The organism is Oceanobacillus sp. MO10714A (assembly GCF_037072045.1).
In the GTDB taxonomy this organism is placed as follows: domain Bacteria; phylum Bacillota; class Bacilli; order Bacillales; family Amphibacillaceae; genus Oceanobacillus; species Oceanobacillus indicireducens.
Genome location: NZ_JAXHDC010000018.1, coordinates 1 through 13,135, shown reverse-complemented (window position 1 = coordinate 13,135; position 13,135 = coordinate 1). Strand labels below are relative to the sequence as shown.

13 protein-coding genes are annotated in these 13,135 nt (G+C 33.8%); 5 read left to right on the top strand and 8 right to left on the bottom strand.

Features of this window, described 5'->3' with window-relative positions; translation table 11 throughout:
- Window positions 1-162: 162 nt before the first annotated feature.
- The 4 genes from arsC to SPD53_RS10815 all read right to left on the bottom strand — a co-directional run bounded on the left by arsC (window position 163) and on the right by SPD53_RS10815 (window position 3,799).
- Window positions 163-582 carry an arsenate reductase (thioredoxin) gene (arsC, locus tag SPD53_RS10830; RefSeq protein WP_336252549.1) on the bottom strand — a complete coding sequence of 140 codons (420 nt, stop codon included), beginning with the start codon at window positions 580-582 and terminating at the stop codon, window positions 163-165.
- 15 nt (window positions 583-597) lie between these two features.
- The gene (locus SPD53_RS10825) at window positions 598-1,896 is read right to left on the bottom strand and encodes an arsenic transporter (RefSeq protein ID WP_336252548.1); all 1,299 of its coding nucleotides are present in this window, start codon (window positions 1,894-1,896) and stop codon (window positions 598-600) included.
- 16 nt (window positions 1,897-1,912) lie between these two features.
- Window positions 1,913-2,236: an ArsR/SmtB family transcription factor gene (locus SPD53_RS10820; protein WP_442946217.1), complete on the bottom strand. Its 324-nt coding sequence runs from the start codon at window positions 2,234-2,236 to the stop codon at window positions 1,913-1,915.
- A gap of 465 nt (window positions 2,237-2,701) precedes the next feature.
- Window positions 2,702-3,799, bottom strand: coding sequence for a DNA cytosine methyltransferase (locus SPD53_RS10815; RefSeq protein WP_336252546.1), 1,098 nt, complete (start codon window positions 3,797-3,799; stop codon window positions 2,702-2,704).
- Between the two features lie 1,019 nt (window positions 3,800-4,818).
- Between SPD53_RS10815 and SPD53_RS19830 the strand changes: the two genes are divergently transcribed.
- The gene (locus SPD53_RS19830) at window positions 4,819-4,974 is read left to right on the top strand and encodes a helix-turn-helix domain-containing protein (RefSeq protein ID WP_442946270.1); all 156 of its coding nucleotides are present in this window, start codon (window positions 4,819-4,821) and stop codon (window positions 4,972-4,974) included.
- Window positions 4,975-5,149: 175 nt separating this feature from the next.
- On the opposite strand, the gene SPD53_RS10810 is transcribed toward SPD53_RS19830, so the two are convergent.
- The 4 genes from SPD53_RS10810 to SPD53_RS10800 all read right to left on the bottom strand — a co-directional run bounded on the left by SPD53_RS10810 (window position 5,150) and on the right by SPD53_RS10800 (window position 8,668).
- Window positions 5,150-6,306, bottom strand: a protein-coding gene (locus SPD53_RS10810; RefSeq protein ID WP_336252545.1) for an IS3 family transposase whose coding sequence is annotated in 2 segments (ribosomal slippage) — window positions 5,150-6,066 and window positions 6,066-6,306 — 1,158 coding nt in all. Because the reading frame shifts where the segments join, the coding sequence is not laid out codon by codon here.
- Window positions 6,307-6,839: 533 nt separating this feature from the next.
- Window positions 6,840-7,385 (bottom strand): GNAT family N-acetyltransferase, encoded by a 546-nt coding sequence (locus tag SPD53_RS10805; RefSeq protein ID WP_336252544.1) that lies wholly within the window; start codon window positions 7,383-7,385, stop codon window positions 6,840-6,842.
- Between the two features lie 92 nt (window positions 7,386-7,477).
- Window positions 7,478-7,732 carry a TrmO family methyltransferase domain-containing protein gene (locus SPD53_RS19825; protein ID WP_442946245.1) on the bottom strand — a complete coding sequence of 85 codons (255 nt, stop codon included), beginning with the start codon at window positions 7,730-7,732 and terminating at the stop codon, window positions 7,478-7,480.
- A 279-nt stretch (window positions 7,733-8,011) separates the two neighbouring features.
- Window positions 8,012-8,668: a DUF4097 family beta strand repeat-containing protein gene (locus SPD53_RS10800; protein ID WP_336252542.1), complete on the bottom strand. Its 657-nt coding sequence runs from the start codon at window positions 8,666-8,668 to the stop codon at window positions 8,012-8,014.
- A gap of 1,185 nt (window positions 8,669-9,853) precedes the next feature.
- On the opposite strand from SPD53_RS10800, the gene SPD53_RS10795 reads away from it, so the two are divergent.
- The 4 genes from SPD53_RS10795 (at window position 9,854) to SPD53_RS10780 (ending at window position 12,705) form a co-directional block, all read left to right on the top strand.
- Window positions 9,854-10,396: a hypothetical protein gene (locus SPD53_RS10795; RefSeq protein WP_336252541.1), complete on the top strand. Its 543-nt coding sequence runs from the start codon at window positions 9,854-9,856 to the stop codon at window positions 10,394-10,396.
- Between the two features lie 26 nt (window positions 10,397-10,422).
- Window positions 10,423-11,187 carry a MerR family transcriptional regulator gene (locus SPD53_RS10790; protein WP_336252540.1) on the top strand — a complete coding sequence of 255 codons (765 nt, stop codon included), beginning with the start codon at window positions 10,423-10,425 and terminating at the stop codon, window positions 11,185-11,187.
- Between the two features lie 842 nt (window positions 11,188-12,029).
- Complete coding sequence (locus tag SPD53_RS10785; RefSeq protein WP_336252539.1) at window positions 12,030-12,467, top strand: RNA polymerase sigma factor; 438 nt, start codon at window positions 12,030-12,032, stop codon at window positions 12,465-12,467.
- Complete coding sequence (locus tag SPD53_RS10780) at window positions 12,451-12,705, top strand: helix-turn-helix domain-containing protein (RefSeq protein ID WP_336252538.1); 255 nt, start codon at window positions 12,451-12,453, stop codon at window positions 12,703-12,705. The genes SPD53_RS10785 and SPD53_RS10780 overlap by 17 nt, the downstream gene beginning before the upstream one ends.
- Window positions 12,706-13,135 lie beyond the last annotated feature (430 nt).

Genomic DNA, 13,135 nt, shown 5'->3' with positions numbered 1-13,135 from the left:
TGGCGCTAAATGTATCTATTGAATTTTTTATTAATAATTTTAAGTTTTAGTCTCACTACATTAAAATAATTTCCTATTTAGATATTTACTGCTATTAGAGTTTTTTTATGAAAATTAACATTATACTGGTCCTTCACATCTTCATAAGGTTAAATTCTGTAATCATTTCCCTTGTTCTGCAAACTGTTTTATTCGTTCTTCTATTTCATCACGAACACGTTGAAATACTTTCCATATTTCTTCTTCTGTTCCTTTCGCTCTAGCGGGATCGTCAAACCCCCAATGTTCACGCTGTACTTGTGGCGGTGTAACGGGGCAACTATCCTTTGCATCTCCGCATAGCGTAACAGCTAATGTTACTTTGTTCAAAAATTCTATGTCAATCGTTTCTGACTTTTGATTCGATATATCAATACCAACTTCCTTCATCACTTTTACCGCATTTGGATTTAAACCATGTGCTTCAATACCAGCACTTCTAACTTCCCATTCTTCTCCGAGATAATACTTAGCCCACCCTTCAGCCATTTGGCTTCGACATGAATTTCCTGTACATAAAAAGTAAATTGATTTTTTCAACATATTTCATTCCTTTCTTTATAATAAGATAAGTGTTAAATATAGACCGATTAACGTAATAAGTAAAATTGGAATCGTTAAAATAATTCCTGTTTTAAAATAAGTACCCCAAGAAATTTTAACTCCTTTTTGGGACAACACATGAAGCCATACTAACGTAGCTAATGAGCCAATCGGTGTAATTTTAGGTCCCAAATCTGAACCAACTACATTTGCATATATAAGTGCTTCCCTTAAAAGACCAGAAGTATTTGTTTCAGCAATTGCTAAGGCATCAATCATGACAGTTGGCATATTGTTCATAATCGATGATAGAAAAGCAGCTACAAATCCCATTCCCACCGTTCCAATAAATAATCCTTGATCTGCCATTGTTTGAATAACACTAGCCAATGTCGAGGTAAGTCCAGCATTACCTAATCCGTAGACTACAACATACATTCCAATGGAAAAAAATACGATATCCCACGGTGCACCTTTTATAACTGCTTTCGTATTAACAGCTTTACTGTTTCTTGCCATAATAATGAAAAATAGTGCTATAAGGCCAGCTACAATACTTACTGGAACCAAGATGAATTCACTTATAAAATAGCCAAAGACTAACATTCCAAGAATAATCCATGATAAACGAAACATTTTTAAATCTTTAATTGCTTTTTGAGGTTCTTTTAACTGGGAAACATCATAAGATTTTGGAATACTTTTTCTAAAATAAAGGAGTAATACCGTGATCGTTGCAACAAGTGAAAATAAGTTAGGAATAAACATTCTTGAAGCATATTCTACAAAACCTATCCCAAAGAAATCAGCTGAAACAATATTAACTAGATTACTAACTATAAAAGGCAAAGAAGTTGTATCCGCTATAAAACCACTTGCCATGATGAAAGGAAAAATCATCTTTTCTTTAAAATTCAAATTACGAACCATCGCAAGAACAATCGGAGTAAGAATTAATGCTGCACCATCATTAGCAAAAAAGGCAGCCACTATTGCACCTAAAATACTTATAAAGACGAACATCTTTATTCCATTTCCTTTAGCAATTCGTGCCATATGAAGAGCTGCCCATTCAAATAAACCTATCTCATCCAAAATCAAGGAAATAAGGATAATGGCAACAAATGCTAAGGTTGCGTTCCAAACAATTTCAGTTACTGATAAAACATCTGTAAAATCTACTACTCCTAATAATAAGGCAATAACAGCTCCACCGATTGCAGACCAGCCGATATTTAATCCTTTTGGTTGCCAAATAACGAATACAAGTGTTGCTATAAAAATTATTATTGCAAGTATAAGTGTTGTTGACAAAATTAAACCTCCTAAATTAACAACAAGAAATTCGTGTACCTTTTTCTTCAAGTTCTTTTAATTTATAATCCTGACTTGGCAATTGATTAAGAATCGGTTTTATAAATGAATAATATTCATTATTCTTATCTACTGAATAAAATATCCATTGTCCTTTTCTTGCTTCCTTCACTAATCCTATATCTTTTAATTTGCGTAAATGTTGACTGATCGACGGTTGAGTCACTTGAAAAATTTCAACAAATTCACAAACACAACACGATTGATTTTGAATTAATTTCATCATTGTTAATCTTGTCTTATCACCAAGTAACTTTAAGATTAATGAGGCTCTCTCCATATTTAAAGTTGTTTGTAACACTTCACTTCCTCCTTCAAAATTATGCTCTTATATAATCATATAACTATTTACTTATATACGCAATATTTATTTAAGGAAAGTGACTAAAATCTTAAATTACTTCTTGAAAAATCGCAGATACTTTGACTAAAAGTTCACTTTGCAATTCTTCTAGTTTTTTATCTGTATCTAATTGTAGTTTTATCTTTGTTTCGTTATTATCCAGTAATATAAACTGATTTAATAAAGACTTTTATAGTTAAATTATCTTCATAATTTCTCTAATCAATAAACATTTAAAATCTATTTGCTAAATAAAAAGAGGTATCACCTTACAATCTATGATACCTCCATACTCTTACAACTCTCCCTTTTCCTCATGTCCGCTAATTAAGTCCAACTCCCTTGATTATATTAACTAATAAAAGAGCGTGACAAACAGGGATTACCAGCATACCAGAACATTTATTTCTTTAAGCTTTCCGCAATACCAGCCATGATATATTCTGCACATGGTACGGCAATCGCATTTCCAATCGCTTTATATCTCGCATAATCACTAATGATTTCATTCCCATTACTTAAAGCTGTCCAGCCCTCAGGTAATCCCATTAACCGTTCACATTCCAATGGTGTAAGTTGTCGGATATAACCTTCTTGTTCTTTCCCTTCATACCAAAAAGAAAAGTTACTGACTGAGCCAGCTAGCAAAGTTGGGAAAGGGTCATTTGTCCGTCCAAAACTTCCAATGAATCCTGATTTGTTTTTGTCTTTTGCGGTACTTCGCATACGTCTTTCTTGAAAGGGACGGACGACGGGTATTTTCCTCCTTGCTTTTTCAAAAGATCTTCGACTGGTGAGGGGGGAGGGCATCCTGTCTTCTCCGCAAGACGCAGGAAATGATTGCAGTTCGCGGGTTTTAAATAATATTTCTCTGGCACGTTTTCCTCCAAAATCTGCCACGAGGAAGATACGTCTTCTTCTTTGAGGAAGTGTGGGTTTTCCCCAATATCGGGCATCCAAGACGCGCCAGCACACATCAACATCATTCCCTCGGACCATTCCTGCTTTTGCCCAGACTCCAGAAGTAGGCATTGGAATTTCGGTATTTGTGAACGACTCCAGGACGGCTTTAAAATCCAACCTGTTATTTGATGAAAAAGCTCCCATGACGTTTTCCCAAACAGCGATAACTGGATATGTTCCATTCGTTGCACACCTCATTTCTTCAATAATTCGTATTGCGTGATAGAATAAACTGGATTGACTTCCAACAAGGCCTTCTCGTTTTCCGATATTTGATAAGTTCTGACAGGGTGAACCAAAGGTAATGATATGGACAGGTGGAATTTTTCCACCATTTATTTTTGTAATATCTCCGAGATGGTGCATGTTAGGGAAATGGCGTTTTGTAATAAATACAGGTGCTTTCTCTATCTCACTTGCCCATGTTGGTGTAATTCCATAACGAGAAGCGGAGAGGGGGAAGACACCGATTCCATCAAAAAGGCTTCCTAATTTTAAATTTATGTTACAGTTATTTTTAGAAATGTTATCTATCAAATATTTCACCTCTAATCTCAAAAACTAAAAAAGTCATCTGTAGGTGAAAACCATACAAATGACGTTAAATATTATTATTGAAATGATAAAAGTGTAAGACGAGATTTTAAGTTTTTATCACTAATTTTTCTCATAAAAAAAGACGCTTCAATATGAAACGTCTCTTGTTTAAGATATCAAATATTTTAGTGATAACCCTGAGCAGTGATTTGCATTTATTGCATTAAAATTGCATTATTTTAATTTTTAATATCATATTATAAGAGTTGACACTTCTTAAAAACCCTTTAAAATCAATGATATTGCTCTATATCTAGCACCGTGAAAGTAGAGTGGGAATAATTCACTAGAGGCATTTGAAGTGAAAACGTTGATTTGACTGCATTTCGATGGTACGTAAAATGGATGAAATGATTAAAAATGAATAGGTTCTCCGCCAAGATTCCGCCAGAGGTATTGGAGAAAAAATGAGGGATATTGTGTAAAAGCAGTATCTCTTTTTTGATTTTTATTTTTTAGAAGTCGCTGTTTATAAGCTATTTTAGCAAATGAGTTATTAGAAAGAGAGATAAGAACTTTACAATCTATTAACACTTATAATCGTTTTTGAAGGATTATCTCCGCCAAAAGGATATTTTTTTAGTTGTGATTAGCGTTGGAGTGGTAGAAAATTATAACATTATTTATGCTGATCTATCATGATTATGATTATGACGATCCTGAAGAAGAAATCTATCAACTGCGGGAATTAAACAAGAAGTCATGTTGAAAAGCGTAGAGCGAGAAGGTCTCAGGAAACGAATAAAAGAAATGACAAAGTTTTTAAAAGGAACAACAGTAGCTACTTGAAAGGTATTATGATTTACTGGTAAGGCGATTAATTGAAAATATCGAGTCATGAAAGAAAGTTAACAATTGAATTTAAGTTGGTATTGAACTTAAAAGGGGAATCTAAAAGTTGCTGTATTTTAAAAAAACTATAGCATATGCTATAGTTAAAGCGAAAGAGGTGTATCTACATGGAATTTGGAAGTTTAGTGTTAGAAATTCGTAAAAAACTAAACATAACACAAGAACAGTTAGCACAAGAACTAAGTATAAGTTTTTCGACAGTTAATAGATGGGAAAATGGACATACTGGATCTACGTCAATATTTAGGACACAAATAAGTTAATTTTATCTGGTGCTTTGAAGTTACTTTCAGTTAATATTTGATGGCTTGACTTAGAGCCTCTGTGTGCGTGGTGATTTGCGAAAGACGAAAGGTTAGTGAAACACATTTCGCCAGGCAAAAGCCTACCACGCCCACCTCTCCAAGTAAAGCCGTGCTCTTATGTTAATTGGTGCAATTATGCTGCTTGATGGAGCGCTAAATCTTCCATCTCTTGTGGCGTTAGATAGTTGATACTGCCGTGTATTCTTTTGCGGTTATACCAGCCCTCAATATATTTAAATAACTCTAGCCTCGCAGCGTTGAAATCTAAGTATTGAACGTGATTTACTTCTTCCTTCTTTAAAATCGCATGAAAAGACTCAATACAAGCATTGTCATAGGGGCTTCCCTTGTGACTGAAGGAATGTGTCATCTTATAGCTCTGAATCTTTTCTGCGAAGGAATCACTTGTATATTGTGAACCCAAATCAGAATGGAAGATGACGCCATCATTAGGTTTCTGTGTGATATAAGCGTTCTCTAAAGCTTTTTCTACTAAATCAGTCGTCATTGAACGTTCAAATGAATACCCAATAACCTTTTTCGAATGCAAGTCTAAAACAGATGCAAGGTAACACCAACCATCACGAAGCGTGTGAATATACGTGATATCGCCAACCCACTTTTGGTTAATCGTAGTCGTAGAAAAGTCTCTTTTAAGAATATTTTCTCGTTCTTCCACCTTTTCTTTACTAGGTGTCGGACGGAACTTTTTAACAGTGATGGACCGGATGCCAGCTTTCTTCATTAAGCGTTGAACTCGGTTAAAGCTGACCTTGTGCCCTTGTTTTACAAGGATTTCATGAATCTTAGGTGCACCATATCGTTTTTTACTCGCTTCATGAATCTCTATAATTTTTTCTGTGAGTTCACGGTTCTCACGGTCACGATTTGATTCTGTTTTATTCAAGGATTGGTAGTAGGTACTTTTTGGTATATCAAGGGTTTCGCACATTGTACGAATCGGGTAATCATCTTTATGTTCTGTAATAAAATCAGTTAGTTCTGTGTCATCTACTTTCGAGCGAATATGGCCATAGCCTTTTTTAAGATTTCAAGCTCCTGTTTCAAGCGAAGGTTCTCTTTTTGAATAGCGTCTACATCTTTTGGGGTAATCTCCTTACCCTCCGTCCCTTCAATCGGGGTTAAGTCTTTAATCCATTTATAAATGGTTACATCAGATACGCCATACTCGCTACTTAAATCTTTTACAGAACTTCCAGAATGATAAAGATCGACAATCATTTTACGAAAATCATCATTATATCGTTTACCGTTATTTCTTGTATTCATCGGACACATCCTCCTTGAAATTCATTGTATAAAATTTAACTTAGATGTGTCCATGAAACTATACTAGCATCAGCTTAATCTATTTTTATTTTATTATATTAACTGATATGATAAAAGAAAGATTTCTTGAAGAGTATCAAATAAGACTATTATAAAATTAATACGTAATATAGCGATAGTGAAAATATATTTAGAAGGTTTAAATAAATTTAACACCCTATTTTGATGATTATTTCTTATAAAAAGTATAAAAATTTGTCTCATAAAAGTTATGGCTGAAAGTTGTTAAACATAAATTGGAACAGTTCTTAGCTTGAACATAAGTAAGAATGATTTGTCACTTTAGATTACCTTGTACCTAGTTAATTAAGCTGACCCTAAATAAAGTGTGCTAAAATACAATACAGTTTTTTTGTTTTCTCCCCCTGCACGGCATCATTTTAATCAATTTATTTTCTATTAAAACACTGATCATTTATCTCTTCGATCAGAGAGTTCAAATTGATAAAATCTTACTTTTTTGAGTGATACGTCTACAAGTTTCCCTTTAACAAATTAACATAGTCCTCTCTTAATATTGCCATGATAATTTCATCTGAATATGTCCCGTTATAAAGTAAAGATTGACGTAAAACTCCCTCCTTTACAAAACCTACTTTTTCATAAGCTCTTATTCCTCTCAAATTATGACTATATACTTCTAATTGCAATCGATTTATTTTCAATTCATCAAAAACGAAAGGTAAAACACTTTTTATAGCTTCAGTTCCATACCCTTTTCCAGTTAAATCAACCGTATTCAGTGCTATTCTAAAACCAGCTTTATTGTCCTCTTTATTAATATCAAGGATAGATATATTACCAATTGTGGTATCATTTCCCTTTAGACAGATAGCAAAATCGTAACGTGAAGAATCATTTTTCACTTTTTCTATATAATTTTTAATTTGGTCTAAAGTAAAGTTATGTTTGGTACCTGTCATATATCGCATCTCTTCATTTTTTGTACTATCTAACATGGTTTGTGCATCTGATTCACGTAGATTCCTTAAATATATTCTTTCATTTTCTAATCTCACTGAATTTTCTCCCTTCATTATTCTTTGTTATTTGAGATACTAACGGGACATAAGCTTTTTTGTCCATTCGGGGAAAATACTTCTGTATAAGGCTAAGTGTCAATCACAGGTATTCCGTCGATTGCATCCAATGCCTTCACTACTATTGTCAAAATTTCCACCTTAATTATTATACACCGCGAGACGCCAATCCGATTGGGGCAAGTTTTAGAGCGCTGAGCAAATATTCCTATTTTGGTGAAATTAGTACGATTACGCGGATGATTTTTTGTATTTCTTTTTGATTTATTAGTTACAGCACTATAATTCTCTTTGTTGATCAGTGTGAGTGAAATCCCTTTAGTCATTAGGCAGAGTTAGGGCACGGAGACATTCAACTATTCTAAGTACATTAGAACACCTATATCCAAAAGACAATCTTCATGTACTAGATAAAGGAAATTGCCTCTTCTATGTAAAAACGAATAAAGATATTCAAATTAAACATTAAGCTAGTAATTAAATTATCCTGACAAAGTATTAAAGTGTACATCAATCCATAAATTTGAAGAACTTTGCTTTGTCAATTTTTTAGGACATTAATTATCTTTAAATATTTTAGCTAGATTTTTCTTGAAATACTCAACTTATTTAATTGTAATATTACCAGAAACGGTTAAAATGTTAACACTTAAAGAACCATCACCTGATCTTCCTTCAAAATTTTTATTGCTTTGATTAATAATTTCATCCAATGCAATTGCAATAACTTGATTACCACTTGTCGTTTGTGCTTTTAAATTTATGTTTGATTGATTGTTATTCAAAATCACTTCAACATTACCACTTACCGTATCAACTTCAATATTGCTATCAATTTTAGTGAAATCAAGTTTTATACTACCACTTTTGGAATTAACTATTAAATCAACTAGTTCTAGCCCCTCGGCTGTAACGTCACCTGAACTACCATCAACAATAACTTGACCGTTATACTCACTCGGAATTTCCACTATTAACTCACTATGTTGATTAAAGCGCGGTCCTATTTGAACAAGTTGTTGTTTCGGTTTTAGTGTTATTTCACTACCATTAGTACTTATCTCAACATCCTTCTTACCACTCGAAACTTTCAATTCATTACTATTAGTACTTATTAAACTTAACTTTTGACTTCCATTTTTTATAAATATTTTCTCAATTTCTTCAAGATTAATTTTTTCTTCATTTCCCTCTGTATTTGAAGAACACGCAGAAACAATCAATATAAGAAAAGAACCCATTAGTATGATAGCCTTTTTCAATATTATACCTCCATTTTTTATCAGAATTGATAACTTTAATTAACAATGCTAAACCACAATTTTTCTAAGTCGATAGGGAGTCAAGACAGTTCAAAATAGAACTAAGTTGGCTTGAACTTTCCGTCGGCCGTTCAACAACTCATCTTTTTTCATCAAAAAATTCTTTCTGTTTTTCATACATTCTTCTTATGTACTCTTATAGAGTCAGTATATTTTCCTAGATTAGACCCCGTTATAACCAGATGCCCGTCTTACTCACTCGGATCATCTATGCAATATGCAACGATACTATAAAATCCAAAACCTCCTTAATTTATTATATTTCCAGTATAAAACATCAAGTAACCTGAGATTCAAGCTTAAATTTTAAATGCAAGCAAGCATAATATCAAAAGTTCATTTTTAGTAGGAAGATATTATATTGCATTACTTCACTCACCGATACATCATAATACCCTTCTTTGAAATCCCAAAAACTTATTGATAGTTAATATACTAAACAGCCCTTAACATATCAGAATTTAAAGCTACCGTTTCCCTGTTTAAATAGGGATTTTCGGAAGGAATAATATATTTGAACTTATTTAAAACTAGACGTATGTAGAGATTTTGAAACTAGTTCGGTGTGATTTATTTCTTCTTGAAATTAGGAAATTAATTGACCTCAGCTAGCTTAACTTTAATTTGCGAATTTGCTAATTTATTAAGGTTAAAATATAGATAAAAAGATTATGAGGATATACTTTTAATATTCTATCAACATAGCAGTCCAATCTAATATCAACTCAGATTTCTTAATTTTAAAACTCAGCATTTAAATTATCCAATCTCATGAATCATTATAAAGGAAGAAATCTTAGAAACTAGGACTTTATGAATGGTTTGTGGAATAAAAACGTTTTAAAAGAATAACTAATTTTACAATAGCTTTATATTCATTGATGGCTATTCGTAGTAGACTTACTTCAAATAAAGTCAGTTGAGCTAAAAAATAACAACTACATTAGTTAGTGAATTTACTGCTGTTATAAAGCTACAATTGAAAATGAAATGAGTAAAACAATTAACGTGCCCTCATTTAGCAAAATTAATTTTTGGTAATATATTTGTAATTATAGATTACACTTGAATCTCAGGTTACTTGATGTTTTATACTAAATTACGATATCAAAGGAGGTTTAGGATTTGAATTTTGTTGCATGGATGATTATAGTGTGTGAAGTAGCCTTCTGGGTTGTAATTGGGGCGGGCCTTCTAACACGTTATGTTTTAAGGTTAGACAAGATTGGATTGTTCTTACTAGCTTTGACTCCAGTTATTGACCTGATACTCCTCGTTATTACAAGTATCGATTTATATTTTGGAGCCATAGCGACCATTCCCCATGCTATTGCAGCGGTTTACATCGGGGTGTCGCTTGCATTTGGGAGAAGTATGATTAAATGGGCAGATGAGCATTTCCAGTATTATATTATGAAGCAAGGACCACAACCGATAAAACGGTACGGTACGGAGTATGCTATTCATTATCTTAAAAGTTTCCTAAGGCATATATTTGCCTTTGCCATCGGAGCAGGATTATTAACAGCTACTATTTATTGGCTTAACAATCCTGCCCAAACAGAAGCGTTGAGCAAGGTATTAAGGTTATGGTCGATAGTCCTTGTTATCGATTTCATATTTGCCATTACTTATTTTATTTGGCCAAAAAATAAGCCTGCAAATTAATATAAAGGATTGAGGAGGTGCTATATATGTACAGTATTGGATTAGTTGCTAAAAAATCGAATGTTAGTATTAGTACACTTCATTACTATGACGATATTGGGTTACTTCCCCCTTCAACTACGACTGATGGAGGACATCGACTATATACGCAAGAAGACCTTCGCCGATTGCAACAGATTACATTGCTAAAACGTTTGAACTTTCCCTTGAAAGAAATCAAAGGAATCATAGATTGCCAACAAGATTGGGGCGAAAGTCTACATGAACAACTTGAAATGATCAGAGAAGAAAAGAGACGGTTAAACAAAATCGAGATTACTTTACTTGAATACATTAGCTCCTTTGAAGTGGAGGGAAAGGTAGATTGGGATGTTCTGTTTTATTTAACCCGATTATCTACTTGGAATTCGCTTGGAGAAGATTACTTAGACAATCTCCAATTGACAGCAGAAGAGAAAGAATCCTTTGCCCAGTTACCTTCCCTGGCAGGAAATGATGTCGAATCACAAGAATGGCTGGAATTGCTAAAACAGATAAAAGACAACTGTCACGAAGATGTATCTTCTGAAAAGATACAGGAAATCATTCAACAAATCATGGTGAAGACGGATAGGATGTTCCAAGGAGATGAACAACTGGCTGAACGGTTTTGGGAACTACGAAAAAGTCAAGACCCCGCTCTCCGTCTTTACCCGATAGATTCTGAATTACTGAAATTCATCGAAGAGGCAATCGTAATCTGGGAGCAACGTCAACAGAAAGGAAAACAAAAAGTCGCTCCAAAGAAATGATGTTCAACTGTAAAAAATAAAGGATCATGCTTCTATTGAAGCTTGCAACGTTCCTTGTACAAACTTACGGAGAAAGCAATTCAAAATGGAATGTGACCTTCTAAAAGTAAACTGTCGCATTTGTAGAAAAAGAATTAGACAGGACAGTATCCCTAGGATCTCAATTGTCATAGTGAAGGATGGAAAATCGTATAGCCAGAAGGGTTTGGGTGGGGTGACTAAACATAAAATAACTCCATGCCCCTGTAGAAACACTTTTTCTAGTCGATTCTATCAGTAAAATTATTTATAGCAATCGTTACAATGCAACAGGTGGAGCATGGGAATCTGAAATTATATTAAATACGGGGAAAATGGAAACTATTTTTTAAACATACAATAAATTCCTCACACCATAATAAACATAAAACCTTTGTTTGTTTAGATGGGAAAAATATATACAACTAGGGATACAAACGGTGGTTTTGAAAATAAAACAATTCAAAACCACCGTTTTCCTTTTTAATAATATTATTTCGAAGGGTATTAAGTTCACTCTTTTTTAAACATACGGTGGTATGAAGGAGATTATCGCCGTGTTTATTTATGCTTATCTTGGATATCGCAAGCCATATCAAGAAACACCTTAGAGTGTTATCGGATTATTATGGCTATATGTAAACACATAATTTCATCAACTTTTATGCCTAGCTAGCTTATGTTCAGTTGGGCTTTTTTGTGCATTTCACAATCTTTTTTAAGAAAATTTCTCTTATTTTTGGCATTTCATAAAAAATCTTGTTGAAGGTTATGAAAGGGAAAATCATCACCCACCTTTGCAGTTGCGAAGGGAGAAGAAATGCATGATAGAACCAGATCGTACCGAGTGGCAAGTTCGCTGTGCCTTTAATGCTTTTTGTAAACGTGTATTAAAGAATGAAACAATTAATATTTTCAACGAAAGACAACAGCGACAAGCAAGGGAAATGACATTTTCTGATCTCACTCCACAAGAAGAAAATCAACTCTTTACCTTAGATAAGCAATATGAAGGAGAAGAAGGACAAAGTTTTCAAGTGGCTGGAAAGAAAATCACTCCGAAATTACTTGCTGAAGCAATACGTATCTTGCCAAAAGAAAAGCGTATTACTGTCCCACTATACTATTTTTTTCAACTGTCTGATGTGGAAATTGGTCAATTACTCGATATTCCACGAAGTACAGTTCAGTATAGACGGACAAGTTCTTTTGAACGGTTAAAGCGATTTTTGGAGGAACATGCAGATGAATGGGATGATTAATTCTAATTTTGAAAACAACGAGCGTGGATTATTGCCGTACCCAATTATTTTAGCTGCAAATAAGGGTGATCCAGAAGCAATGAAGATGGTTGTTCTACATTATGGAAGCTACATGACAAGCTTATCTATGCGTAAGCTTCGTGATGAACAAGGAAATACTTATTGGGGCATCGACGAAGATACGCGTAATCGTTTACGTTCAAAGCTTATGCAATCTGTTATAACTTTCAAGATCTGATGAAATAATAGTTAGGTTTTCCCTTTCATTAATCATATATTTGTTCTTTGACAAAGAAAGCACGGAAGATAACGCCGTGCAGTATAGACAAAAAATCAGATACGTTCTGCTGATGATGAGCCACTTGATTCATACGCCATGACTTTCGATAGAAACGAGCGATTATCTATGTATCTAATGTAATCGTGGTGGATTGCTGGCGATAACTCATCAGTTAGGATAATGATACTCCCCTACCGTCATGGTTCGAGCGTTCAAAGCGTCGCAAGCTATGAGTAGGGCTGGAAGAAATACTTGCAGGGGTGAAATTCCCGTGGAGCTGCACCAACAGCCGTCTGATTTTTGATATTAATTTTAACAAGATAAGTTACAGTAACCTCAAGTTATGACAATAAGCTTTTTTATTTTAGTGCAAGAACCAAATTCACGC